The sequence below is a fragment of the Leucobacter sp. PH1c genome (assembly GCF_000633415.1).
Classification (GTDB): domain Bacteria; phylum Actinomycetota; class Actinomycetes; order Actinomycetales; family Microbacteriaceae; genus Leucobacter.
Genome location: NZ_AYMV01000012.1, coordinates 16,638 through 39,985, shown reverse-complemented (window position 1 = coordinate 39,985; position 23,348 = coordinate 16,638). Strand labels below are relative to the sequence as shown.

Sequence of the window (23,348 nt, the reverse complement as noted above, 5' to 3'; positions counted from 1 at the left end):
GTCCACCCCCAGGGGGTATCGCCCCGGGATCACGGCTCGGGAGCGCCGTGCCGTGGCGAGCGGGCGCGGGCTCCGGATGCGCTACGAAGCCGGTGCAAAGCCGCCGAACCGGGAGCGCGCGAAGAGCAGCGGCCGATCGGCGCCGCCCAGCAACCCGGACGCCTCGACGTCGGCGACGACGATCCGGTGGTCGCCCCCGTCGAACTCCTCACGGATCGCGCACTCGAACCAGGAGGAGCCGCCGGCGATCACGGGGTGCCCGCGGCGCGGGCTGCGCACCGTGGGGATCCCGCCCAGCTTGTTCGGCGCACCGGGGCGGGCGAGCCGCCGGGCGAGCGGGCCCTGCCCCTCGCCGAGCACGGTCGCCGCGAAGGAGCCCGTCGCCGCGATCCGGGGCCAGCTCGTCGAGCCCGTGCCCACGGTGAGGAGCACGCGGGGCGGGCTCACGGACAGCGAGACGAAGGACTGGATCGTGAGGGCGGCGGGCGGCGCGCCGTCCCCGTCAGCTGCGGCGAGCGCGACGACCCCAGTGGGGAAGCTGCCGAGCACGCCGCGCGCGGCCGCCGCATCGGTGAGCGGCGCCTCGGCAAGCGAGGCGAGTGGCAGCGCGTAGGTGAAGAGGTCGAGCCGCTGCTCGCCCGCGATCCACAGGCCGTCCCGCTCGGGCCGCCGCTCGTAGCCGAGCGCGTCGTACAGCCGATGGGCGCCGCGCATCTCCGGCCCGGTCTTCAGCACGACCGCATGGAAGCCCGTTCCGGCCGCGCGCGCCGCGATGTCGCGCATCAGCGCGGCCCCCACGCCGCGGCGGCGCGCGGCAGGCGCGACGCCGAGCAGGCGGAGATCGAGCTCGTCGGGCGCCACGTCCTCGTGCAGCGGCGGGCCGCCGGGCCGCCGGGTAGTCACGCTTCCGAGGAGCGAGCCGTCGCGACCCTCCGCCACCCAGACGTCGTACGCGCCCGCCCGGACCGCCGCGGCGCGGAACGGATCGCCCGCGGAGTCGTCCGGGCCGTAGTCGTGCGCGTAGGCTGCGCCGAGGAGCGCGTCGATCGCCGCGAATTCGTCCGGCCGCGCGGGGCGCACCGCGACGGGGGTCGGGCCGCTCTCCCCACTCACGCCGCGCCTCGCGACCCGGCCGGGCGCCATCCGAGCGCCGGCCCGATGCTCGTGGCCAGCTCGTGCAGGATGTGCTTCCAGTCCGCGAGCTCGAACTCGAAGGGGAGCTCGAAGAGGTAGTCGTCCGCCGCGCGGAAGGCGGGGTCGGTGCGGATGAACTCGACGATCTCGTCGCGCGAGCCGAGCACGTCGCGCGCGATGATCGTCTTGCCGCCGTGCACCTGCTCGGTGCGCGGGGTGCGCGCCTCCGCGTAGGCCCGATACTTCGCGAGCTGCTCGGGCGTCGTGCCGTCGGTCGGCACGATGACGCGGGCGACGCTCGCCCGCGCGCCCTCCCCCGCGGGGTGCGCGGCCCGGAACGCGTCGATCTGCGCCCGCTGCACCCGGCCGAAGTCGGTGTCGCCCGTGTCGGTCGTGCTGATGTTGCTGACGAGCCAGTTGAGCCCGGCTCGGCCCGCCCACTCGGCCGAGCGGAGCGAGCCTCCGCCGTACCAGAGCCGCTCGGCGAGGCCGGGGCTGTGGGGCTCCACCCGCTCGGAATCGATGTCGCCGCCGATCCCGCGGTACGGCGGAACCTCGCGCACCCGGTCTCCCGCGAGGAAGCCGCGGAGCCGCTCGATCCGTCCGTAGGAGTAGTCCTCTTCGCGCCAGCCGCTGTCGTGCACGAGGTCGTTCACGTCGTCCTCGGCCCCCGGCGGGTGGACGCTCAGCCCGGCGAGCACGCGCCCGCCCGAGAGGGCGTCCGCCGTGCCGAGATCCTCGGCGAGCCGGAACGGGTTCTCGTGCCCCACGGGGATCACCGCGGTGCCGAGCCGGATGCGCTCGGTACGCTCGGCGACCGCGCCGAAGAAGACGGCCGGCGAGGGGAGTCCGTACTGCAGGTGCCGGGTGCGCACCCAGCCACTGTCGAGGCCGAGCTCCTCGGCGTAGCGGAAGAGCTCGACCCCCTCGCGGAGGCCGCGGCCCGGATCGTCGCGGTCGAAGGGGACGAGGTGGATGAAGCCGAGGCTCGTGAGCGGCCGCGGCGCGGGGGTGAGGGACATGGGGACTCCTGTGATTCAGATCTGGTACTCGGGGCCGCCGCGGGCGAGGTGGTACTCGCGGAGGAAGGCGCGGGCGCGGCGGCTCGCGTCGGGGCCGAAGAAGGCGGTCGGGGGCGCATCGTCGACGATCCGGCCGTCCTCGAGGAAGACGACCCGGTCGGCGGTCTGGCGCACGAAGTGCATCTCGTGGGAGACGAGCGCCATCGTCTGCCCGGCCGCCGCGATCTCGCGGATCGTCTGCAGCACCTCCCCCACGAGCTCGGGATCGAGCGCGCTCGTCGGCTCGTCGAGCAGGAGCACGCGCGGCTCCATCGCGAGGGCCCGGGCGATGCCCACCCGCTGCTGCTGCCCGCCGGAGAGCTGCGCCGGGTAGTGCCCGGCGTGGCCGGCGAGGCCGACGCGGTCGAGCTGGGTGCGCGCCGCGGTCTCGGCCTCGCGCCGGCCGAGACCGCGCACGACGCGCAGCCCCTCCGCGACGTTCTCGAGCGCGGTCTTCCGCGCGAAGAGCTGGAACTGCTGGAACACCATGGCGGTGCGCCGGCGGAGCGCCAGCACCTCTGCGCGGCCGGCCCGCGCGGCATCGACCGTGAGCTCATCGACCGTCACCCGACCGGCGTCGGGGCGCTCGAGCAGGTCGAAGCAGCGGAGCAGCGTGGACTTGCCTGCCCCGGAGGGGCCGACGATCGCCGTGACGCCGCCCGCGTCGAGCTCGAGGTCGATCCCGTCGAGGATCACCCGGTCGCCGTAGGACTTCCGGATCCCGTGCACGCCGATCATGCGCTCGCCCCCGCGGGGAGCTGCGCTGCGGCGCGAGCACGGGGTCGGCCGGGGAGGCGGGTGGGCCGCGGGCGGGCCATGGAGCGCTCGATCCAGCGCGCGCCCTGCTCGATCAGCACCGTGAGGGCCCAGTAGATGATCGCGGTCGCCAGGTAGGCCTCGAAGAAGCGGTAGTCGCGGCCGCCGAGGATCTTCGCGTAGGCAGTGATCTCGACGATCGACACGACGAAGGCGAGCGAGGACTGCTTCAGCATCCCGATGAAGTGGTTCACGAGCGTGGGGAAGGCCACGACGGCGGCGTTCGGCACGGTCACGCGGGTGAGCGTCTGCCACGAGGTCATCCCGAGCGCGTGCGCGGCCTCGATCTCGCGCCGATCGACGGAGAGCAGCGCGGCGCGGATGGTCTCCGAGCTGTACGCCGCCTCCGTGAGCGCGAAGGTGAACGCGGCGACGAGGAACGGCGAGAGCGCCATCGCGTCCCAGTCGGTGCCGAACGCGTGATTGATGTAGAGGATCGCGATCGGCACGGCGTTGACGTTGAGCAGCAGCTGCACGAGCGGCGGGGTGCCGCGCAGGTACGAGACGAGCACGGCGCTGATCTGGCTGAGCACGGGCACCCGCGCCAGCTTGATGAGCGCGAGCCCGAGCCCGAGCAGCGTGCCGACCACCGTCGCAACCACGCTGAGCGCGAGCGTGACCGGGATGTACGGCACGAGATCGAGCACGTACCTCCCGATCGCGGGGAAATCGATGATGGTGTCCACGTCCGCTGCGTCCCCGGCCTACTCGGCGTCGCTCGGGGCGGTGCGGGGCGAGACGTCGAGGCCGTCGAAGAACTCCTCGCTCAGCTTCGTCAGCTCGCCCTCGTCCGCCAGCTCGCGGAGGGCTCGGTTCAGTTCCTCGACCACGTGGTCGACGTTGGGCGTCTGCTTCGAGATCGCGTACGCCGAGAACAGGTTGGTGCCGTACTCCTCGACGAGCTTCGCGCCGTCGAGCTGCGAGAATGCGACGTCGACGCCCGCGGCGTAGCCGTCGTAGACCACCTTGTCGCTGAACACGAAGTCCGCGCCGCCCGTCGCCACCTTCTTGTACTGCGACTGGAGGTCGAGCTCCGTGTACTCGATCTCGATCGGCCGATCGGGGTGCGCCTCGTTGTACGCCTCGAGGATCTTCGTGAAGTTCAGCCCGGGCTCGCCGAAGGTGCGCTTGCCCGCGAGCTCGTCGAGCGTGGTCGCCCCAGCGAGGGGCGAGCCCGCGGCGACCGCGACGCCAAACTGGGCCTCGATGTAGGGATCGGAGAAGTCGTACTTCTCGCGTCGCTCCTCGGTGGCCGACAGGTTGTTCGCCACGATATTGAACCGTCCCGAGTCGAGGCCGGCGAAGAGCGCGGGGAACTCGGCCACCTGGTACTCGAACTCGAGATCCGGCACGCGCTCGTCGATCAGCCGGAGCAGCTCGATGTCGTAGCCCGTGAGCTCGTCGTTCTCGTCGAGGAAGGTGAAGGGACGCGGGGAGGCGCCCGTCGCGACGAGCAGCTTCTGCACCCCGGCCTCGCCGGTCGCGTCGGACCCCGCTGCATCCGCGCCGGCGGAGGGGGCGCAACCGCTCGCGCCGAGCGCGACGGCGGCGAGCGCGCCGACGAGGAGGGTGGTGCGGGCAAAGCGGGTCATGACTGCGTCCTTTCACGGGGCCCGGGCGATCGTCCGGGGAACAGGGGCCAGCGTACGAAGCCACGACACATCACACAAAGTGATGTGACACATTGTTTCAACTTATTGATTTCGCGGGCCCGGGATCGCGCGTTCCGGGGCGCTGCGCCGCGAGTAGACTGTGGGGGTGACTGAGCGTGTATTGATCAAGGACCTGCCCGCCCTCGAGGGCGGCACCGTACGCGTATCCGGCTGGGTGGAGAAGGTGCGCGATCAGCGCTACGTCCAGTTCGTGGTGCTGCGCGACGAGTCGGGCGCCGTGCAGCTCGTGAACGGCGGCGTGCTGCGCGAGCCGGATCCCGAGAACCCCCGCTCGGACATCCTCGTGCCCCGCACGACCACCATCTCCGAGCTCACCCACGGCACCTTCGTGACCGTGGAGGGCGAGCTGCAGCACAACGAGCGCGTGAAGCTCGGCGGCGTCGAGATCCAGATCGAGACGATCGAGGTCATCACGAAGGCGCTCCCCGACAACCCCGTCGCCGGCGATTCCGGCATCGACGTCCGCCTCGACTGGCGCTTCCTCGACCTGCGCCGCCCCGAGCAGAACCTCGTGTTCCGCATCCAGACCACCTTCCTGCACGCGCTGCGGAACGTCTGGGTCGACCGCGGCTTCATCGAGATCCAGACCCCGAAGCTCATGGCCTCCGCGTCCGAGTCGCGCGCCGAGCTGTTCGAGGTCGAGTACTTCGAGGGCAAGGCGTTCCTCGCCCAGAGCCCGCAGTTCTTCAAGCAGATGGCCCAGGCCGCAGGCTTCGGCGGCATCTTCGAGGTGGGCCCCGCGTTCCGCGCCGACCCCTCGTTCACCTCGCGCCACGCGACCGAGTTCACCTCGATCGACACCGAGCTGAGCTGGATCGACTCGCACGTCGACGTCATGGAGCTGCACGAGGAGCTCATCGTGGCCGGCCTCACCGCGGTGCAGGAGAAGCACGGCGAGGAGATCCAGAAGCTCTTCGGCATCGAGCTCACGGTCCCGTCCCGCCCGTTCCCGCGCGTCCCGCTCGCCGAGGCGAAGGAGATCGTGAAGGCGCGCGGCTACGAGGTGCCCCGCGCCGACGCCGACATGGACCCGGAGGGCGAGCGCCAGATCGCCGCGTGGGCCAAGGAGGAGCACGGCAGCGACTTCGTCTTCCTCACGGACTACGACGCGTCGATCCGCCCGTTCTACCACATGCGCCACGAGGACGACGCGAACCTCACGAAGAGCTACGACCTCATCTACCGCGGCACCGAGATCTCCACGGGCGCGCAGCGCGAGCACCGCATCGAGGTCCTCGAGGCGCAGGCCGTCGAGAAGGGCATGGACCCGAAGGAGCTCGAGTTCTACCTCGACTTCTTCCGCTACGGCGTGCCCCCGCACGGCGGTTTCGGCATGGGCCTGAACCGCGTGCTCATGCTGATGCTCGAGCAGTCGTCGATCCGCGAGGTCACCTACCTCTTCCGCGGCCCGAACCGCCTGCTGCCCTAAGCAGCACCGCACGCGAAACGCTCCGCCGCCCCACCCGGGACGGCGGGGCGTTTCGCATTCAGCTCGAGGGCACCGTGCTCCAGGTGCAGTCGGCGTTCGCCCCGAGCAGGCCGCTCGTGCCCGTGGCGACGAGCCAGGGCGAGACCCACCCGCCCGGCCAGGTGAGCCGCACGGCGACCGACGCGCCGCCGCCGAGCAGGCCGCCCAGCAGGCCGAGGTTGAACTCGGTCTTCGCCGCCGACGTGGTGCCCGAGACGGTCACACTGCCGAGCAGCGCCGAAGTGAGCGGGGTCAGCCCGCCCTGCGCCAGGTAGCCGTACTCGGCGCTCGCCATCGTGTAGCCCGTCGCCCCGGCAGGCACCCGCCACTCGACCGTGATCTTCGGCGTCGCCCCGAGGAGCCCCGGGTTGAACTGACACTTCGGGGTGAGCGCCTGCGGCGTCGCGACGGTCATCGCGGAGAACGACGCGACCGCGACCTCCGGATCGCTCCAGCTCGCCTCCGTGAGCGAGGTCGGCACGGCGAGCATCGCGAGGATCGCCGCGCCCGCGACCCCGGCGGAGAAGCGCCGCCGCCGGTCACGGGCCCCGCGCCCACCGGGATTCCGGCCGCCTCGCCCCGCGCGCGCCACGGCGCTCACCGCCCTCGCCCGAGCCGGGCACGCCCGAGCGCCACGAGGCCCGAGACGCCGAGGCCCCCGGCCACGGCGCCCAGCGCGAGGACCCACGCGCCGGTCGCGCCCGTGACGGGCAGCAGCGCGGGGACCGTGGCGACGCCCCACGCGCCACCAGGGTCGGCCCCGATCTCCGCGGTCTCGCCCGATCCGGCGGCGCGGAGCGCGAGCTCCACCCGGCCCGTGCCCCGCTCGGGGATCTCGCCGGTGACGAGGAACCAGCGCTCGCCCTGCCCGCGGAGGGTGCCGAGCGGGATCGCCCCGCCCGTCACATCGATGACCCCGGGCCCGAGCACGGCTCGCTCCGTTCCCGCGCAGACCCCGCCCTCCCAGCGGAGCGAGCAGGAGCGCACCCGCACCGACAGCCCCAGCTCGGGATCCCCCGACGCGAGGAGCGCGACATCGACCTCGCCCGCGCTCGATTCCGCGAGCCGCACGCCGATCTGCCAGTCCACCGGGACGCCGGGGCGCATCGCGCGCATCGCCGCGGGATCGCCGATCGAGGTGAGGCGGAGGAACGTGCCGCGCACGACGCTTCGCTCCTCGCCCGGCGCGGCCGCGGCGGCCGGCGAGACCCCGGGCGCGGGCAGCGCGGTCGAGCCGAGCCCGGCGCCAACTCCGAGCGCTGCGATCGTGAGCGCGCCGGCCACGTGCCGCCCGCGGCGCGCGGGCGGCGACTCGCCCGCTGGGAGGCCACCCGCCTCCGGGATCTCGCCATCCTCCGGCAGCTCGCCCTCCTCCACTGCGCGCCGCGAGCGCGGCGCCTTCGGCCAGAACGCCCAGGTGACGAGGGCCGCCGCGCCGAGCGTCAGCCCGCCGAGCACGGTGGGGTTCGAGAACCAGACCACCGCGTGCGCGAGGCCCGGCACTGAGACGAGCACGCGCCGCACCTCGGCCACCTCGTACGGCGAGGGATCCTCGGAGTCGTTCGCGTCGCCCCGCATCGTGATCGTGCGCGTCTCGCCCGAGCCGGCCACCGAGGTGACGCGGTGGGTCACGGGGAGCATCCCCGCGCGGTCCACCGTGACGACGTCGCCCACGCGCACCGCGCTCGCCGGGATCTCGCGCACCACGGCGAGGGAGCCCGCGGGGATTCCGGGCGACATGGACCCGGTCTTGAACATGATGAGCGAGATCCCGAACACCCCGGAGAGCACGACGAGCACGATGCAGAGGAGCCCGCCCACCGCGGCGATGTTGAGCAGCGCGTTGCCCGCCGTCGCGGCCGCGCGGCCGCCGCCCTTCCGCTTCACGCTCCTCCCTTCGTGCCGTGTCTACGAACTCGACGTCGCCGTGAGCGTCCAGGTCGCCGTGGCGTTGAGGCCCTGCGCCGCGTTCGACGTGCCCGCCGGCAGCGTCACCGCGAAGCAGAGGTTCACGGGCGATGCACCGGCCGCCGCGAGCGGCTGCGTCACCGTGCCCGCCGTGGCGAGCGTGCTGCCCGAGGGGACGATCGCCGTGCCGACACCCGGAGCGAATGCCCCAGCGTTGCAGGTGACGTTCCCCGCGATCGCGACGACCGCGTACCGGAGCGAGGGGCCGAGGCCCGTACCGCCGACCGTCGCGCCGCTCAGCGACAGGGCGCCCCCGACGGTGCTCGCCGCAGTGGTGCGCACCGTGAAGCGGGCGTAGCTCGTGGTGTCGGGCGACATCGCGGTCGGCGCGACCGTGAAGCTCAGCACCGCGGGACCGCCCGCCGGATGGTCCGCGAAGGTGGTGCCGTCCACGGAGCCCTGGATGCCGAACACGCTCGCCGCGAAGTTCGCCTGCGCGGTCTCGGTGTCGGTCCAGGCCGCGAGCGTCAGCGTGCCTCCGACCCCGAGCACGAGCGCACCGGCGAGCAGCGCGCGCACCCGCGTGAACCACACACGCGGCCGGGCCGCCCCGCGCGCGCCGCGGCGGCGCGACTCAGCCCGGCTCGTTCCGGCCGCGCGCTCCCCGTGCTTCACCGCTCACCTACAGGGCCGCGCCGGATCCCGCCGTGAATGTCCAGGTCAGCTCCCCGGTCGCGCCCTGCGGGAGCGCGCCGTCGGCGGTGACCTTGAAGCAGATGAACTTCGGCGTCTCGGGCGCGGTGAGCGCGAAGGTGGTCACGTTGGCGTCGGTACCGGCGGTGAAGGCGGCCGCGTTGCAGGTGGCCGACGTCGTGGTGACGAAGTTCGAGGTAGTCCCCGCGAGCGCGCTCGCCGTGTCGGTGGAGAGGGTCACGTTGGCCGCGTTCGTCGAGCCCGCGGTGAGCTGCACCGCGTAGCCGGCGTATACCGAGTCACCGGGGGCGAGCGCGCTCGCGTTCATCTGGAAGGTGAGCGCCGCGGGGGCTCCCGTGACGGGGTGGCTCGCGAAGGTCGTGCCGTTCGTCGATCCCTCGATCCCGAAGCTGCCGCTGCCGAAGACCCCGCGCACCCACTCGGTGTCCGTCCACGCGGCGAGCGTCACCGCCGCGCCGACGCCCAGCACGAGTCCGCCCGCGAGCAGCGCCCGCGCTTTCGTCCAGCCCCGGCGCTCCGCCGTCGCTCCGGCCCGCGTTCGATCCTGTTGTTCGCTCATCAGACATACCCCTTTGTACCGACTCACCAAGCCCACCTTGGTGAAGCTATGGGCTCATGCTACGACAACTCATCGACTTTCAACAGGGTCTTGCCGCTCGCGAGCTCAGCCGTCGGTTTCGGCCACGGCGCGGGCGAAATCCTCCTCGATGAGCGCCCAGTTGAGCGCTCCGGCCGCCTGGGCCGCGGCGCCCATCACCATCGGCACGGTCGCCATCGGAGCGACCGCATTGCCCGCGGCCCAGACGCGCGGGTGGCTCGTGCGCCCGGTCGCGTCGACCGCGATCAGGCTGCCGAGCGGCGTCTCGGCGCGCGCGAGCCCGAGCCCGGCCACGGCCCCGTCGCGCGGGCGCACGGCGCCCATCGTGAGGATCGCGTCGAGGGCGTGGACCCGCCCGTCGGCCGTGCGCACCCCGGTCACCCGGTCGCCATCGCCGAGCACCTCGACGACCGGCTCGGGCACGATCCCCATGCCGCGCGCCCGGAGGCCGCGCTCGAGCCCCGGGTCGAGCGCGCCGAGCCCCGCCGAGAACACGGTCACCTGCTCGCTCCACTGCCGCGCGAGCTGCACCTGGTGCGCGGAGGCCGGCGAGGTCGCGAGCACCCCGATCCGGCGCCCGCGCACCTCCCAGCCGTGGCAGTAGGGGCAGTGCAGCACCGTGCTGCCCCAGCGCTCGGCGAGCCCGGGGAGCTCGGGAAGCACGTCCTCCGCCCCCGTCGCGAGCACGAGGGCACGCGCGACCACGGTGCCCGCGGCGCCCGGCCCCTCGGACAGCTCGATCGCGAGGCCGCCGTCCGCATCGTGGACACCGAGCACCTCACCCGTGACGAACTCGACCCCGTAGGCGGCGGCCTCGCTCCGCCCGCGGGCGAGGAGCTCGGCCGGCGGCAGCCCGTCGTGCCCGAGCACGTTGTGCATGTGCGCCGCGAAGCGGTTGCGCGGGAGGCCGCCGTCGATGACCAGGGTGCGCCGCACTGAGCGCCCGAGCGTCTGCGCCGCGCTGAGGCCGGCCGCGCCGCCACCGATGATCACTGCGTCATATCTGCTGCTGTTCATGGCTCCCATGGTTGCGGCGACGCCCATTCTTGGCAATACTGTTTGCACTATCGGCAATGACGGGACGTGATCGTGGACGAACTCTCACAGCTCGGGCCGCGCCTGCGCGCCGCACGGCAGCACCGCGGGTGGACGCTCGCCGAGCTCGCCGAACGCGCCGGGCTCTCGACGAGCACGCTCTCGCGCCTCGAATCCGGGAAGCGTCAGGCGAACCTCGAGCTACTCGTCCCCCTCACGCGCGAGCTCGGCATCCGCGTCGACGACCTCCTCGCGCCGCGCGATGCCGACCCGCGCATCCGGCGGGACGCGGTCTCCCGCGGCGGGCTCATCATCGCGCCCCTCACCCGGGAGGCATCGGCCGTCCGCGCGTTCAAGATCACCTACCGCCCCGGCGCCGCCGAGCGCCCGCCGCAGGTCCACGAGGGCTCCGAGTGGCTCTACGTCCTCTCGGGCCGGCTCACGCTCGAGCTCGGCGGCGAGCGCCTCGAACTCGGCCCCGGCGAGGCCGCCGAATTCGACACCATGACCCCGCACCGGATGCGGGCGGCGGGCGGGCGGCCCGCCGAGGTGATCAGCATCTTCAACACGGTGGGCGAGCGCCTGCACCTGCTCACCCCGAACGACGACGCCGGCGTCACCGGCACCCCCGAGTAAGGAGCCCCCATGTCCGAGCACTCCCCGATCGCCCTCGTCACGGGCGCCACCGGCGGCATGGGCCGCGAGATCGTGCGCGAGCTGTCGCGCAGCCACCGGGTGATCGCCTGCGGCCGGGACGCCGAGCGGCTCGCGGGGATCGCGGCCGAAACGGGGGCCGAGGTCTGGCCCCTGGACCTCACCGACCACGCCGCCGTGGCCGAGCGGGTGGCCGCGCTCCCCCGCCTCGACGTGCTCGTGCACGCGGCCGCGATCGCGCAGTCGCTGCGGGTCGACACCGCCGCGCCCGCCGATTGGGAGGCGCACTTCGCGATCAACGTGACCGCGCCCGCCGAGCTCACGCGGCTCGCGCTCCCCCGGATCCGCGAGGCGCACGGCACCATCGTCTTCCTCGGCTCGGGCGCCAGCACCCGCCCGGCCCCCGGCAGCGCCGTCTACACGGCGAGCAAGCACGCGCTGCGCGGGCTCGCCGACGTGCTGCGCATCGACGAGGAACCGCACCGCGTGCGCGTGACGACGCTCGCGCCGGGGCAGACCGATACGCCCATGCTGCGCGGGCTGATCCCGGGCGAGGCCTACGACCCGGAGCGGTACATCCGCCCCGAGTCGGTGGCCGCGGCGGTGCGCTACGTCGTGGACGCTCCCGCCGACGTGCAGATCACCGACCTCGCGATCCGGCCCCGCAGGGAGGTCGCGCGGCTCTGAGCCGCGCGGCCGCCCCGCGGATCACCCGGCGACGGTGACCCGCTCCTCGACCCGCGGCGCCTCGCGGCGGCGCAGCCGCACGAGCACGAGGAAGACGAGCGCCGTCACCACGAAGCCGACGAGCCAGGCGATGTTGATCGAGCCGGCGAGCGGCCCCTGGAAGATCGCGATGCTCATGAACGGGAGCTGCGCGAGCAGCCCGACCCCGTAGCTCACGAGGCCCACGGCGTTCCACCTGCCATACTCGCCGCCCGTGCGATCGAACAGCGCGGGCACGTTGTAGTGCCCCTTCTGGATGATGAAGAAGTCGACGAGGTTGATCGCGGACCACGGGATGAGCACGTACAGCAGGAGGTCGAGGAAGCCGATGAACATCGTCATGAAGTCGCCCTGCCCGAGCACGGCGATGAGGGTCGCGATCCCGCCCGAGATGACCGTGGTCCACACCCGCACCCGCGTGGTGATGACCATGCGGAAGTTCGACTGGAGCACGGTGAGGGCGTTCATCACCGCCGAGTAGAGCTCGACGCCGTTGATGAGCGCCGAGCTCACCGCGAAGATGACCAGCACGATGAGCCCGATCGGCCCGAGCGCCGAGGCGAGCGCCCCGAGCGGGTTCTCGGGGGCGAGCGCGCCGAGGAGCACGCCGAGCCCCATCACGAACACCGAGCTCAGCACCAGCCCGAAGTACGTGCTCCAGAACGCGGTCTTCGGGCCCGTGGCCTTCGGCAGGTAGCGCGAGTAGTCGGAAACGTAGGGCGCGTAGGCGAGCTGCCAGACGATCCCGACCGCGAGCATCGCGAAGAAGCCCTCCGGCGTCATGACCGCGTCGTCGCGAGAGGCGACGATGTCGGGACGCACGGCGATGAGCACCATCGACACGGCGACCGCGATCCCGATGATGATCGACAGCCAGACCATCGTGCGGCGCAGGAGGTCGTAGCCGAAGACGCACAGCACGATGCCGATCGCCGCGAAGCCGATGATCGCGACGGTGCCGTTGAAGCCCGGGATCACCTCGGCGAGCGCGTCCTTCGCCACGAGGAGGATGCTGGCGAAGAAGCCCATGAACATGATGAAGGCGATGAGCGCGAACACGCTCGCGCCGAGGTACCCGAACTGGGCGCGAGCCTGCAGCATCTGCGGGATCCCGAGGGTGGGGCCCTGCGAGGCGTGCAGCGCCGCTCCGAAGGCGCCGATCACGTTGCCGGTGATGATCGCCACGAAGCTCCAGCCGATCGGCAGGCCGAAGCCGCCGCTCGCCACGGCGCCCGTGACGACGGCGAGCGGCATCATGTTCAGGCTGACCCAGATCGCGAAGATCGACCAGTTGGTGCCGGTCCGTTTGTCTTCGGGGATCGGCATGATGTGCTCTTGCTCGAAGGTCGCGAACGTCTGTGTCACGACGGGCGGTTCAGATGCCATGAGATGCAGCCCTTCCGGGGTCGGTGAAGCAGGGCCCGCCTCCCGGCGACGGTGCCGGGGCGGGGTCGATCAGAGCCGAGCGGAGCGGGGCGGCTCAGAGCCCGGCCCGCTCAGTCGCGAGCGCGAAGGCGCGATCCAGCAGCTCGGCGAGCTCGTCGATATCGGCGCGGGTCATGACGAGCGGGGGCGAGACCTGCACGAGCGGGTTGCCCTCGGCGTCGATCGCGACGCGGCAGATGAGCCCCACCTCGGCGAGCGCCGGGTTCAGGTGGACACCGACGAAGTCACCCGCGCTGATGACGTCGTTCTCCCACGTCTTCGTGCGCGCGTTCGTGACGAGCTCGAAGCTGCGGTGGAAGCCGTCGCCGCGGAAGTCGCCGACGATCGCGGTGTGCGTCTCGGCGACCGCGGAGAGCCGCTCTTCGAGGTAGGGGCTCAGCGCGGCGACGTTCTCGACGACGCCCTCCCGCTCCATGATCTCGAGGTTCTTGAGCGCCGCGGCGCAGGCGACCGGGTGGCCGCCGTAGGTGAGCGCGTGGTTGAACATGCCCACGGGGCCGTCGAGCACGGTCTCGATAATGCGGTCGCTCGCGATGACGCCGCCGAGCGGCACGTACGCCGACGCGATGCCCTTCGCGAAGACGATCATGTCGGGCTGGAAGTCGTAGTGCTGCGAACCGAACCACGAGCCGAGGCGCCCGAAGCCGGTGATGACCTCGTCGGCGATCATGAGGATCCCGTACTTGTCGCACAGGGCGCGCACCCCGGCGAAGTACTCGGGCGTCGGCGGCTTCAGGCTGCCGCCCGCGTTCTGCAGCGGCTCCATGATGATCGCGGCGATCGTCTCGGGGCCCTCCTGCACGATGAGCGATTCGATCTCGCCGAGCAGGAACGCGGTGGTCTGCTCGGGGGTCTCGCCCTCGGGCCGGCGGTACGTCTTGGTGTTGTGGGTGTGGCGCACGCCCGACATCAGCGGCTCGAACATGGCCCGCACGTTCGTCATCCCGTTCAGCGACATCGCGCCGAAGCTGGTGCCGTGGTACGCGACGCGACGGGCGATGAACTTGGTTCGGGTGCCCTGGCCGATGGTCTGCTGGTACTGGCGGGCGAGCTTGATCGCGGCCTCGTTCGACTCGCCGCCGCCCGAGGCGAAGAACACGCGGTTCAGATCGCCGGGGGCGAGCTGCGCGATCTTCTGCGCGAGCAGGGCGGCCGGCGGGTGGGTGACGCTCCAGGTGGTCTGGTACGGCAGCGCGGCGAGCTGCTCGCGCACCGCGTCGCCGACCTCGGCGCCGTGGGTGTAGCCGAGCTGCACGCAGAACAGGCCGGCGAGGCCGTCGAAGAAGCGCCGGCCGCTCTCGTCGAACACCGAGCAGTGCTCGCCCCGCACGAAGACGGGAAGCTCGTCGTCCCGGTACTTCGATGCGGGGGTGAAGTTCATCACGAGGTGGCGCTTCGCGATCTCGGCGAGGCCGCTGGGCGGTTCCGTCACGGTGTCCTCGAACGCCACCGTCTCCTGCTGCAGGGTCATGATTCTCGAAAGTCCTCTCAGTCGACTCTGACTGGGCGGGAAAGCCGCCGCTGCTGCAATCGTCGCATCGCGGCGGTCATCGGTAAAATAGCGAAATCGGCTCGGCTGCATCACGGGATCAGATGATCACCGGCAGCCCGATCGGGCGGGGCACGCCCGCCCGATCACGGATCAGCGCGGGGCTAGCCCCACTGCATCCAGGTGGTCTTGAAGTCCGTGTAGTTCTCGAGCGCGTGCACCGAGAGGTCGCGCCCGAAGCCGGACTGCTTGAAGCCACCGAACGGGGTGGTGAAGCCGAGCGCGTCGACGGTGTTCACCGAGACCGTGCCCGCCACGAGCTGCGACGAGACCCGGTGCGCCCGCGCGAGCGATCCCGTCCAGAGCGATGCCGCGAGGCCGTAGGGGGTGCCGTTCGCGTGCGCGATCGCCTCCTCCTCGGTGTCGAACGGGGTCACGACGGCGACCGGGCCGAAGATCTCGCGCGTGTGCACCTCGTGGTCCGCCGGCACGTCGGTCACGATGGTCGGCTCGATGAACGCCCGGGATCCGTTGATCTCGGGCCGGGTGCCGCCCGCGACGATCCGGCCGTCGCGGCGCGCGTGCTCGATGGTCGCCCACACGGAATCGGCGTGCGCCTCGGAGACGAGCGAGCCGATGCCCGAGGCCGGGTCGAGCGGATCCCCCGGCGCGTAGGCGCGAGCCGCCTCCGTGTACAGCCGCAGGAATTCCTCGTACACCGGCCGCTCGACGAAGATCCGGGAGTTCGCCGAACAGACCTCGCCCTGGTTGGTGAAGCTGCCGAACGCGGCCTTCTCGGCCGCGAGCTGCAGATCGTCGCAGTCGGCGAAGATCAGGTTCGAGCTCTTGCCGCCCGCCTCGAGCGCGAGGCGCTTCATGTTCGACTGCCCGGCGTACTGCTGCAGCTGCTTCGCGACCTCGGTCGAGCCGGTGAACGCGAGCATGTCGACGTCCTCGTGCAGCGCGAGCGCCCGGCCGACCACCGAGCCGCGGCCCGGTACGACGTTGACGATGCCAGCGGGGATCCCCGCCTCGAGCGCGAGCTCGGCGAGCAGCAGCACCGAGTGCGACGCCTCGACCGGCGGCTTCACCACGACGGCGTTGCCCGCGGCGAGCGCGGGGGCGAGCTTCCAGGTGGCGATCTCGAGCGGGTAGTTCCACGCGACGATGACCGCGACGACGCCGAGCGCCTCCCGGGTGACGAGCGCCGTGGATCCGGGTGGCGTGACGGGGATCAGGTCCTCGGTCTTCTCGATCGCCTCGCCGTAGAAGCGGTAGAGCGCCGCCGATCCGGGGGCGTCGATGGTCGACGCCTCGCGCACGGGCTTGCCCATGTCGAGCGAGTCGTAGAGGGCGAACTCGTCGGCTCGCGCCTCGATGAGTCGCGCGAGTTCGAGCAAGCGCTCGCGGCGGAACCCGGCTCCCGCGCGCGACCAGGCACCCGATTCGTAGGCGGAGCGCGCGGCGGCGACCGCGGCGTCGACCTCCTCCGGGCCGCAGTCGTGGATCTGCGAGAGGACCTCGCCCGTCGCCGGGTTGGTCTTCTCGATGGTCCGGCCCGAGGCGGCGGCGCGGCGGGCACCGCCGATCACGGGGCGTCCGTCGAAGTCGAGGGCCGCGGCAGCGGCCTTCCATTCGGCGTGGGTGCGGGTCATGACGGGTCTCCTTCGGGGGTGGTGCGGGGCAGACGGGCGCTGGGGATCGTGACCGTCGCGGTCTCGAGGTCCTGCGCTTTCAGCAGCGGGATGCCGCGGGTCTCGGGAAGCGTCAGCACGGTGACGAGGCCGACGAGGCCGACGCCGACGAGAAAGAAGCCGGGAACGAGCGGGTTGCCGGTCGTGCCGATGAGCCAGGTGAGCGCGTACGGGGCGGTGCCCGCGAAGAGCGCGGCCGTCACCGCGTAGGCGATCGACAACCCGGTCTGGCGCGTGCGGGTCGGGAAAAGCTCGACGACGGTGACCGCGTGGGTGCCGAGCACGATCGCGAGGATCAGCGCGAGGCCGAGCGTCGAGGCGAACGTCGCCCAGGGCGCCGGGATGCTCATCAGCGCGAACAGCGGAACCGCGAGCACGGTGAGGGCGATCGCCGCGCCGAGCAGCACGGGCTTCCTGCCGACGCGGTCGGACAGGATCCCCGCGAACGGGACGACGATGAGCCCGAGCGCCGAGGCGAGCGTCGACAGCAGGGCCGCGCGCCCGGCGTCGATGCCGAGGACGGCCTCCTGGTAGGTCAGGAGGTAGACGAGCACGACGTAGAACGTGACGTTCATGAAGATCTCGATCCCGCAGGTCTGGAGGAACTCGCGCCGATTGCGCTGGAACACCTCCGTGACGGGCGCGTGCGACACGGTCTCGAGCTCCTGCAGCTGCTGGAACTCGGGGGTGTCCTCGATCCGGCGTCGGATGAAGAGGCCGATGAAGCCGAGCGGCACGGTGATGAGGAAGGGGATGCGCCAGGCCCAGTCGACGATCTGCTGGGCGTCGAAGGCTTGGTGGAGGAGGAACACGGCGAGCGAGGCGAGCAGGAAGCCGAGCAGACTGCCGAACTCGAGCCAGCTGACCCCGAAGCCCCGCCGCTTCGCGGGCGAGAACTCCCCAAGGAACGCGGCGGCGCTGCCGAACTCGCCGCCCGCGGCGAGCCCCTGCACGATGCGCGTCGCGATGAGCAGGATCGGCGCAGCGATGCCGATGCTCGCGTACCCGGGCAGGAGCCCGAGCACGAGGGTGGCGATGGCCATCGTGAGGATCACCACCGACAGCGTCTGCTTGCGGCCGAGCCGGTCGCCCAGGCGGCCGAAGATGACCGCGCCGAGGGGGCGCACGAGGAACGAGACCGCGAACACCGCGAACGCGGCGAGCAGCCCGGCGGTAGCGTTCTCCGCGGGGAAGAAGACCGTGGCGAGCGTGCCCGCGAGGTAGGCGTAGACGGCCCAGTCGAACCAGTGCACGAGCACGCCGATGGCGCCGGCCGCGACGCTCGTGCGCAGGCTCTTGCGGTCGACGAGCTCGGCGGCTTCACGGACGGGTGCGGAGGAGGAGGTCGGCATTGACGGGTCCTTTCTGCGGAGTCGGTGCGGATCGTGCGGAAGACGGAGGGCGGGGTCGGTGCGGGCGGGGTCGGTGGGGGCGGGGTCGGTGCGGGAACTCAGCCCCGCCCGCGCGCGAGCGCGACGTCGAGGGCGGTCCAGGCGAGCGCGGTGGCGCCGTCCCGCAGCGCCTGCTCGGCGAGCGGGCCCACGCAGGCCTCAGCGAACGCGGGCTGGTGGTTGCTGGCCGTGCCGCCGACACCGATGTACGGGTGGATCGCGTGCACGATCTGCGACACATTGCCCATGTCGGTCGAGGCGCGGTTCATGGTCGCCGCGTCGGGGTCGACGTCGAAATCACGGCCGAGCCGGAGCGCGTTCGCCCGGTAGAGCTCCTGGGCTTCGACGTCGGTGCGCATCTCGGCGTAGCGCTCGCTCTCGGGGGTGATGGTCAGCTCGGTCCCGGTCGCGAGCGCCCCCGCCTCGAAGCAGCGCAGCACCCGGGCCTCGGTCGCGAGCAGTTGCTCCGTCGTCTCGGCGCGCACGTACCAGCGTCCCTCGGTGCGCTCGGGGATCGCGTTCGGTGCCTCTCCCCCGCGGGTCTGCACGCCGTGCACCCGCACGCCAGCGGGCAGCTGCTGCCGCAGCAGGGCGATGGCGGTCTGCGCGACGATGAACGCGTCGTTCGCGTTGATGCCCCGTTCCGGGTAGGCGGCAGCGTGCGCGGCGCGGCCGTCGTAGCGGACGTGCCAGTGCGCAACGGCGAAGGGCCGCGCCTCGGCGACGTCGACGGGCGCGGGGTGCGCCATGAGCGCGAAGTCGAGCTCGCGGAACGCGCCCCGTTCGAGCAGCACGATCTTGCCGCCCCCGCCCTCCTCGGCGGGGGTGCCGATCACCTCGACGGTGAGCCCCGCGTCCTCCGCGACGGCGGCGAGCGCGAGCGCCCCGCCCGCCGACATGGCCGAGATGAGGTTGTGGCCGCAGGCGTGGCCGAGGCCGGGCAGCGCGTCGTACTCGGCGAGGAACCCCACGGTGAACGGCCCGGATCCGATGGTCGCCCGGAACGCGGTGTCGAGCCCGAGGTAGGGCTGCTCGATCGCGAAGCCGTGCGCCGCGAGGAGGCCCGCGACGGCCGCGGAGGAGCGGTGCTCCTGCCAGCCCAGCTCGGGATCGGCGTGCAGCCCGTTCGACAGTGCGACCAGTTCGGCGTCGAGTGCGGCGCGGCGCGCGGCGATCCGCCGCTTCAGCTCGGGGGTCTCCTCGCGCATCGCCTACTCGTCTCCGGGAACGCCGTAGGAGGGCGCCGCCGTGGGGTCGAGCCCCCGGCGCACGTAGTCGTCGCGCTGCGGCAGCCACTCGTCGAGCGCGCGGCCGAGCTGCCCAATCGGGTCGTCCTCGGCCCAGTCGACGCGGAGGTCGGTGACGCGCCAACCGGCGTTCCCCACGACCGCGATGCCCGCGGAGTGGACGGGCCCGGCCTCGCCGCCCGCGGCGACCGCGGCGCGCAGTGCGGCGAGCAGGCGCTCCTCGATCCGGCCGGGCGCGGTGAGCGCCGTCTCGACGAGCGCGTCGAGCACGTCGAGGCTCGCGAGCATGTTGCCGCCGGCGACCGCGTTCTCGCGGCCGGCCGAACCGAAGATGCCGAGCGCCCGGGTGCCCGAGAAGACGGCCGGGGTGCCCGATGCGTCGAGCACGAGGAGCTGGCGGAAGTCGATGGTCGCGGGATCCGCCGCCGCCACGACGGCGTCGATCGCCTGCTGCGCGGAGTCGCCATCGCGGAGCCGCTCGAGGAGCGCCGGCCCGAGCCGGGGATCGGTGACGTTCTGCGAGTGGGCGCCGCCCAGGCCGTCCGCGAGGTTCACGCAGCGCGCGGCGACCGCGGGCGACGACGACGAGATCGCGGAGCCGAACTCACCCGTCTCCGGATCTCTGAGGATGAGCGAGAAGGTCATGCGTCGCTCGATCCGCTGATCACGGCGGTGGCATCGATCTCCACGAGCCACTCGGGCCGCGCGAGGGCCTGCACGACGATGCCGGTCGAGACCGGGTACACGCCCGTCAGGTACTTCCCCATGGTGCGGTACACGTCCTCGCGGTAGCGGGGATCGATGATGTAGACGGTCACCTTCACGATGTCGGCGAGGCTGCTGCCGGCCTCGCCGAGCAGCAGCTCGATGTTCTGCATGGCGCGCTCGGTCTGGGCGACGACGTCGCCGATCCCGACCGACTCGCGGGTCTCGAGGTCCTGTCCGATCTGGCCGCGCAGGTAGACGACGCCGTTCGCGACGACGGCCTGGCAGAGGTCGTTGTCGAGGTTCTGCTCCGGGTACGTCTCCCTGGTGTTGAACTTCCGCAGTCGCAGGTGCGTCTCGGTCACAGTGCCTCCTCGTCGAGCCGTGCGCGCGCCATTCACGCCGCAGCACTATTGTTGAGACCCCACACTCCATCTGTAAAATAGCCAAAAGATAGAGCCTCGATCGCCCAAGCAGATCGACTCGAAGGGGCCCCGATGACGCAGCGCTTCTCCATCACACTCACCCAGCTGAGCTACTTCGTCGAGTGCGCGAAGACGCTCAACATGACGGCCGCGAGCCAGGAGCTGCACGTCGCCCAATCGGCCGTGTCGACCGCGATCTCGCACCTCGAGCGCTCGCTCGGCACGGCGCTCTTCATCCGGCAGCACTCGAAGGGCCTCATCCTCACCCCCGCGGGCGAGACCCTGCTGCGCGACTCGCACCAGCTCTTCGGCCTCCTCACCGACACGATCGACTCGATCCGCGCGGATCAGCACGAGGTGCGCGGCAGCATCACGATCGCCTGCTTCAACACCTTCGCGCCATTCCTCCTCCCCCATCTGCTCGGGCGCTTGCAGGAGCGGCACCCGGGGCTCGACGTGCAGGTCATCGAGGGCGACGACGACGAGATGCTCGCGGCGCTTCGGGGCGGCCGCGCCGAGCTTGCGATCGCCTACCAGTTCTCGGATCTCGAGGGCATCGATCGCACCGTCATCGGGGAGTTCCCGCCCCACGTGCTCGTCCACACGGCGCACCCGCTCGCGGGCCGGAAGCGGATTGCGCTCGCCGAGCTCGCGACCGATCCCTTCGTCCTCCTCGATCTGCCGAGCAGCCGGGACTACTTCCTCGGGCTGCTGCGCCAGGCCGGGATCACCCCCGTGCTGAAGTACCGCACGGCGAGCTACGAGACGGTGCGCTCGATGGTGGCGACCGGGCTCGGCTACTCGATCCTGAACCAGCGCCCCCGCACGAGCGAGACTTACTCCGGCGCGCGCACCGTCGTGCTCGAGATCTCGGATCCGCTCCCGGGGCTGAGCGTCGCCGTCTCGTCGCTCAACCAGGTGCAGCGCTCGAGCCGCGCACGAGCCGTCGAGGAGACCGCGCGGGAGGTGCTCGCCGAGACGGTGCGCTGAGCCGCGCCACCCGCCCGCCCGATGCGTTTGGGCGATCGATGACTGCATCTGCATCACTTCACTCGATGCAAATGACCGCGAATGACTATTGGCTTTCGTCTCCCGCCCTGGGGTTTGCTGGGGGAATCCGAGCCCGGCGCACCGCTGCGACCGGCCGGATCCCAAATCGCACCCAGCAGAGTGGAGAACGAAGATGTCGAGCCAGGAGGTGGAGGCCACCGAGGTCCTCGTCGTCGGTGCCGGGCAGGCGGGCATCGCCGCCAGTGAGCACCTGAGCGCCGCGGGAATCCCGCACATCGTGCTCGAGCGGAACCGCATCGCGGAGCGCTGGCGCAGCGAGCGCTGGGACTCGCTCGTCGCCAACGGCCCCGCCTGGCACGACCGCTTCCCCGGCCTCGAATTCGAGGAGCTCGATCCGGACGCGTTCGCCCCGAAGGAGCGGGTCGCCCGCTACTTCGAGCAGTACGTCGAGCGGTTCGCGCTCCCCATCCGCACGGGCGTCGAGGTGCTCGGGGTGCGCCGCGACGCGGAGCGCGGGGGCTTCCTCGCCGAGACGAGCGCGGGCCCGATCCACGCGACGTACGTGATCGCGGCGACGGGCGCCTTCCAGGTTCCCGCCCTCCCCGACGTGGTGCCCGCCTCGGCCGGCGTCGTGCAGCTCCACTCGAGCGCCTACCGCAACCCCGCGCGTCTCCCCGCGGGGGCCGTGCTCGTCGTGGGCGCCGGCTCCTCCGGCGTGCAGATCGCCGACGAGCTGCGGGCCTCAGGCCGCGACGTGTTCCTCGCCGTCGGCGCGCACGACCGCCCGCCGCAGCGCTACCGCGGCCGCAGCTTCGTGTGGTGGCTCGGCACGCTCGGGCTGTGGGAGAAGTCGACGCCCGCGGCGGGCGCCGAGCACACGACCATCGCGGTGAGCGGCGCGCACGGCGGCCGCACGATCGACTTCCGGGATCTCGCCGCCGACGGGATCACGCTGCTCGGCCGCGCCGAGAGCTACGCCGACGGGGAGCTCGCCTTCGGCCCGGACCTCGAGCGCGACGTGCGCCGGGGCGACGAGAACTACCTCTCGGTGCTCGATCAGGCCGACGCGTACATCGCGCGCACCGGCATCGACCTCCCGGAAGAGCCGGAGGCGCGGATCCTCGGACCGCTGCCCGACTCGGTCGTGCACCCCATCCGCTCACTGAACCTCGCGGCGTCGGGAATCACCTCGATCGTCTGGGCGACGGGCTTCCGCGTCGACTTCCGGTGGCTCCCCGCGGGCGCGACCGACGAAGCCGGGCGCCCCAGGCAGGAGCGCGGGGTCTCCGCCGAGCCCGGCGTCTACTTCCTCGGCCTCCCCTGGCAGTCTCGCCGCGGCTCCAGCTTCATCTGGGGCGTGTGGCACGACGCGAAGTACATCGCCGAGCAGATCGCGATCCAGCGGAGCTACCTCGCGTACGCGGGGAACGCGCGCCCGGCAGACGCGGCCGGCGCCGCGGACGCGGGAGCTCGGGCGGAGGCCGGAGCGCGCGCCGCCGCGGCCTAGGAGCCGGCGGCCTCGGCGCCGACGGCCCCGGCGCCGGCCGCCCCCGCGGGATTCGCGTCCGGCGCGCCGGCCGCCTCCGCGGCCACGCTCCAGGCCCGCACGCGCGCGGCGCTCTCCTCCTCCGAGAGGTCCTCGATCCGGGTCATCACCGACCATCGCACGCCGAACGGATCGCGGATGCTCGCGAAGCGATCGCCCGAGACGAAGTCGCTCACCGGCTCGCGCAGGCGCGCGCCCGCAGCGAGTGCGCGCGCGACGACGGTGTCGACGTCGGGCACGTAGAGACCCATCGAAACGCAGTCGTCGTCCCCCTCGGGCGGCGCGACGAGGTGGTACTCGGGCAGGGGCTCGCCGAGTTGGAGACGGCCCACCGGGAAGCCGAGCTCGGCGTGGACCACGCGCCCGCCCATCTCGGTCACGTCGATCACCCGCGCCCCGAAGACGTCGGCGTAAAAGGCGATCGCCTCGCGCGCGTTCGGGATCACGAGGAACGGGGTGAGGCTCGCGGCGCCGTTCGGTCGGCCATTCGTGGTGTGCGCCCCGTGCGCGGGGCGGGTCTTCGCTGAAGTCATGGGCCCAGCGTAGGATCGAGGCCGCGGCGCGCGCTTGGAGATGCGCGCCACACGCGAACCGGGGCGGAGGGCGG

General features: G+C 72.2%; 23 protein-coding genes. 5 read left to right on the top strand and 18 right to left on the bottom strand.

Annotated features, from left to right (window positions below; translation table 11 throughout):
• Positions 1-81 precede the first annotated feature (81 nt).
• Genes U874_RS14675 through U874_RS0104410 form a run of 5 tightly spaced genes read right to left on the bottom strand, consistent with a single transcriptional unit; the run spans position 82 to position 4,603 of the window.
• Entirely contained in the window at positions 82-1,113 is a 1,032-nt protein-coding gene (locus U874_RS14675) for a GNAT family N-acetyltransferase (RefSeq protein WP_157834207.1), read from the bottom strand.
• A complete protein-coding gene (locus tag U874_RS0104425; RefSeq protein WP_025133341.1) occupies positions 1,110-2,156 on the bottom strand; it encodes an LLM class flavin-dependent oxidoreductase in 1,047 nt (348 codons plus the stop codon). The genes U874_RS14675 and U874_RS0104425 overlap by 4 nt, the downstream gene beginning before the upstream one ends.
• Positions 2,157-2,171: 15 nt before the next feature.
• Positions 2,172-2,933 (bottom strand): amino acid ABC transporter ATP-binding protein, encoded by a 762-nt coding sequence (locus tag U874_RS0104420; protein ID WP_025133340.1) that lies wholly within the window; start codon positions 2,931-2,933, stop codon positions 2,172-2,174.
• Positions 2,930-3,697, bottom strand: coding sequence for an amino acid ABC transporter permease (locus tag U874_RS0104415; RefSeq protein ID WP_025133339.1), 768 nt, complete (start codon positions 3,695-3,697; stop codon positions 2,930-2,932). Before U874_RS0104415 ends, U874_RS0104420 begins: the two co-directional genes overlap by 4 nt.
• Before the next feature lie 18 nt (positions 3,698-3,715).
• Positions 3,716-4,603, bottom strand: a complete 888-nt coding sequence (locus U874_RS0104410; protein WP_025133338.1) for a transporter substrate-binding domain-containing protein — start codon at positions 4,601-4,603, stop codon at positions 3,716-3,718.
• Positions 4,604-4,784: 181 nt separating this feature from the next.
• Here U874_RS0104410 and aspS point away from each other — a divergent pair, with 181 nt between their 5' ends.
• Positions 4,785-6,113, top strand: a complete 1,329-nt coding sequence (gene aspS / locus U874_RS0104405) for an aspartate--tRNA(Asn) ligase (RefSeq protein WP_025133337.1) — start codon at positions 4,785-4,787, stop codon at positions 6,111-6,113.
• Between the two features lie 58 nt (positions 6,114-6,171).
• Here aspS and U874_RS0104400 read toward each other — a convergent pair whose 3' ends face one another.
• The 5 genes from U874_RS0104400 to U874_RS0104380 all read right to left on the bottom strand — a co-directional run bounded on the left by U874_RS0104400 (position 6,172) and on the right by U874_RS0104380 (position 10,389).
• Positions 6,172-6,753: a hypothetical protein gene (locus U874_RS0104400; protein ID WP_025133336.1), complete on the bottom strand. Its 582-nt coding sequence runs from the start codon at positions 6,751-6,753 to the stop codon at positions 6,172-6,174.
• Positions 6,750-8,039, bottom strand: coding sequence for a signal peptidase I (locus tag U874_RS15305; RefSeq protein ID WP_025133335.1), 1,290 nt, complete (start codon positions 8,037-8,039; stop codon positions 6,750-6,752). The genes U874_RS0104400 and U874_RS15305 overlap by 4 nt, the downstream gene beginning before the upstream one ends.
• Before the next feature lie 21 nt (positions 8,040-8,060).
• Entirely contained in the window at positions 8,061-8,735 is a 675-nt protein-coding gene (locus tag U874_RS14670) for a SipW-dependent-type signal peptide-containing protein (RefSeq protein WP_025133334.1), read from the bottom strand.
• Between the two features lie 7 nt (positions 8,736-8,742).
• Positions 8,743-9,333: a SipW-dependent-type signal peptide-containing protein gene (locus tag U874_RS0104385; protein WP_029987644.1), complete on the bottom strand. Its 591-nt coding sequence runs from the start codon at positions 9,331-9,333 to the stop codon at positions 8,743-8,745.
• 105 nt (positions 9,334-9,438) lie between these two features.
• Positions 9,439-10,389, bottom strand: coding sequence for an NAD(P)/FAD-dependent oxidoreductase (locus U874_RS0104380; protein WP_025133332.1), 951 nt, complete (start codon positions 10,387-10,389; stop codon positions 9,439-9,441).
• A gap of 72 nt (positions 10,390-10,461) precedes the next feature.
• Here U874_RS0104380 and U874_RS0104375 point away from each other — a divergent pair, with 72 nt between their 5' ends.
• Positions 10,462-11,043, top strand: a complete 582-nt coding sequence (locus U874_RS0104375; RefSeq protein WP_025133331.1) for a helix-turn-helix domain-containing protein — start codon at positions 10,462-10,464, stop codon at positions 11,041-11,043.
• 9 nt (positions 11,044-11,052) lie between these two features.
• Positions 11,053-11,748, top strand: a complete 696-nt coding sequence (locus tag U874_RS0104370; protein ID WP_025133330.1) for an SDR family oxidoreductase — start codon at positions 11,053-11,055, stop codon at positions 11,746-11,748.
• Positions 11,749-11,769: 21 nt separating this feature from the next.
• On the opposite strand, the gene U874_RS0104365 is transcribed toward U874_RS0104370, so the two are convergent.
• From U874_RS0104365 to U874_RS0104335, 7 genes are all read right to left on the bottom strand, one after another.
• A complete protein-coding gene (locus tag U874_RS0104365) occupies positions 11,770-13,173 on the bottom strand; it encodes a cytosine permease (protein ID WP_025133329.1) in 1,404 nt (467 codons plus the stop codon).
• Positions 13,174-13,267: 94 nt separating this feature from the next.
• On the bottom strand, positions 13,268-14,704 hold the full coding sequence (locus U874_RS0104360) for an aspartate aminotransferase family protein (protein WP_025133328.1): 1,437 nt from the start codon (positions 14,702-14,704) through the stop codon (positions 13,268-13,270).
• A gap of 182 nt (positions 14,705-14,886) precedes the next feature.
• On the bottom strand, positions 14,887-16,377 hold the full coding sequence (locus U874_RS0104355; protein WP_025133327.1) for an aldehyde dehydrogenase family protein: 1,491 nt from the start codon (positions 16,375-16,377) through the stop codon (positions 14,887-14,889).
• The gene (locus U874_RS0104350) at positions 16,374-17,768 is read right to left on the bottom strand and encodes an MFS transporter (protein ID WP_025133326.1); all 1,395 of its coding nucleotides are present in this window, start codon (positions 17,766-17,768) and stop codon (positions 16,374-16,376) included. The genes U874_RS0104355 and U874_RS0104350 overlap by 4 nt, the downstream gene beginning before the upstream one ends.
• A gap of 98 nt (positions 17,769-17,866) precedes the next feature.
• Positions 17,867-19,015: a M20 family metallopeptidase gene (locus tag U874_RS0104345; RefSeq protein WP_025133325.1), complete on the bottom strand. Its 1,149-nt coding sequence runs from the start codon at positions 19,013-19,015 to the stop codon at positions 17,867-17,869.
• 3 nt (positions 19,016-19,018) lie between these two features.
• Positions 19,019-19,699, bottom strand: a complete 681-nt coding sequence (locus U874_RS0104340) for a DUF1028 domain-containing protein (protein WP_025133324.1) — start codon at positions 19,697-19,699, stop codon at positions 19,019-19,021.
• Complete coding sequence (locus tag U874_RS0104335) at positions 19,696-20,124, bottom strand: RidA family protein (RefSeq protein ID WP_025133323.1); 429 nt, start codon at positions 20,122-20,124, stop codon at positions 19,696-19,698. The genes U874_RS0104340 and U874_RS0104335 overlap by 4 nt, the downstream gene beginning before the upstream one ends.
• A gap of 132 nt (positions 20,125-20,256) precedes the next feature.
• Between U874_RS0104335 and U874_RS0104330 the strand changes: the two genes are divergently transcribed.
• Together U874_RS0104330 and U874_RS0104325 are read left to right on the top strand one after the other, a co-directional pair.
• Entirely contained in the window at positions 20,257-21,174 is a 918-nt protein-coding gene (locus tag U874_RS0104330; protein ID WP_025133322.1) for a LysR family transcriptional regulator, read from the top strand.
• Between the two features lie 193 nt (positions 21,175-21,367).
• Positions 21,368-22,702, top strand: a complete 1,335-nt coding sequence (locus U874_RS0104325; protein ID WP_025133321.1) for an NAD(P)/FAD-dependent oxidoreductase — start codon at positions 21,368-21,370, stop codon at positions 22,700-22,702.
• On the opposite strand, the gene U874_RS0104320 is transcribed toward U874_RS0104325, so the two are convergent.
• Positions 22,699-23,274: a glyoxalase/bleomycin resistance/extradiol dioxygenase family protein gene (locus U874_RS0104320; protein ID WP_025133320.1), complete on the bottom strand. Its 576-nt coding sequence runs from the start codon at positions 23,272-23,274 to the stop codon at positions 22,699-22,701. The genes U874_RS0104325 and U874_RS0104320 overlap by 4 nt on opposite strands.
• Positions 23,275-23,348 lie beyond the last annotated feature (74 nt).

What these genes read in the sequence shown, in the direction of transcription:
- U874_RS0104425 (WP_025133341.1), bottom strand. Translation starts at nt 2,156, where the DNA reads ATGTCCCTCACCCCCGCGCCGCGGCCGCTCACGAGCCTCGGCTTCATC.
- U874_RS0104420 (WP_025133340.1), bottom strand. Translation starts at nt 2,933, where the DNA reads ATGATCGGCGTGCACGGGATCCGGAAGTCCTACGGCGACCGGGTGATC.
- U874_RS0104410 (WP_025133338.1), bottom strand. Translation starts at nt 4,603, where the DNA reads ATGACCCGCTTTGCCCGCACCACCCTCCTCGTCGGCGCGCTCGCCGCC.
- U874_RS0104385 (WP_029987644.1), bottom strand. Translation starts at nt 9,333, where the DNA reads ATGAGCGAACAACAGGATCGAACGCGGGCCGGAGCGACGGCGGAGCGC.
- U874_RS0104380 (WP_025133332.1), bottom strand. Translation starts at nt 10,389, where the DNA reads ATGAACAGCAGCAGATATGACGCAGTGATCATCGGTGGCGGCGCGGCC.
- U874_RS0104370 (WP_025133330.1), top strand. Translation starts at nt 11,053, where the DNA reads ATGTCCGAGCACTCCCCGATCGCCCTCGTCACGGGCGCCACCGGCGGC.
- U874_RS0104365 (WP_025133329.1), bottom strand. Translation starts at nt 13,173, where the DNA reads ATGGCATCTGAACCGCCCGTCGTGACACAGACGTTCGCGACCTTCGAG.
- U874_RS0104360 (WP_025133328.1), bottom strand. Translation starts at nt 14,704, where the DNA reads ATGACCCTGCAGCAGGAGACGGTGGCGTTCGAGGACACCGTGACGGAA.
- U874_RS0104355 (WP_025133327.1), bottom strand. Translation starts at nt 16,377, where the DNA reads ATGACCCGCACCCACGCCGAATGGAAGGCCGCTGCCGCGGCCCTCGAC.
- U874_RS0104350 (WP_025133326.1), bottom strand. Translation starts at nt 17,768, where the DNA reads ATGCCGACCTCCTCCTCCGCACCCGTCCGTGAAGCCGCCGAGCTCGTC.
- U874_RS0104345 (WP_025133325.1), bottom strand. Translation starts at nt 19,015, where the DNA reads ATGCGCGAGGAGACCCCCGAGCTGAAGCGGCGGATCGCCGCGCGCCGC.
- U874_RS0104340 (WP_025133324.1), bottom strand. Translation starts at nt 19,699, where the DNA reads ATGACCTTCTCGCTCATCCTCAGAGATCCGGAGACGGGTGAGTTCGGC.
- U874_RS0104330 (WP_025133322.1), top strand. Translation starts at nt 20,257, where the DNA reads ATGACGCAGCGCTTCTCCATCACACTCACCCAGCTGAGCTACTTCGTC.
- U874_RS0104325 (WP_025133321.1), top strand. Translation starts at nt 21,368, where the DNA reads ATGTCGAGCCAGGAGGTGGAGGCCACCGAGGTCCTCGTCGTCGGTGCC.
- U874_RS0104320 (WP_025133320.1), bottom strand. Translation starts at nt 23,274, where the DNA reads ATGACTTCAGCGAAGACCCGCCCCGCGCACGGGGCGCACACCACGAAT.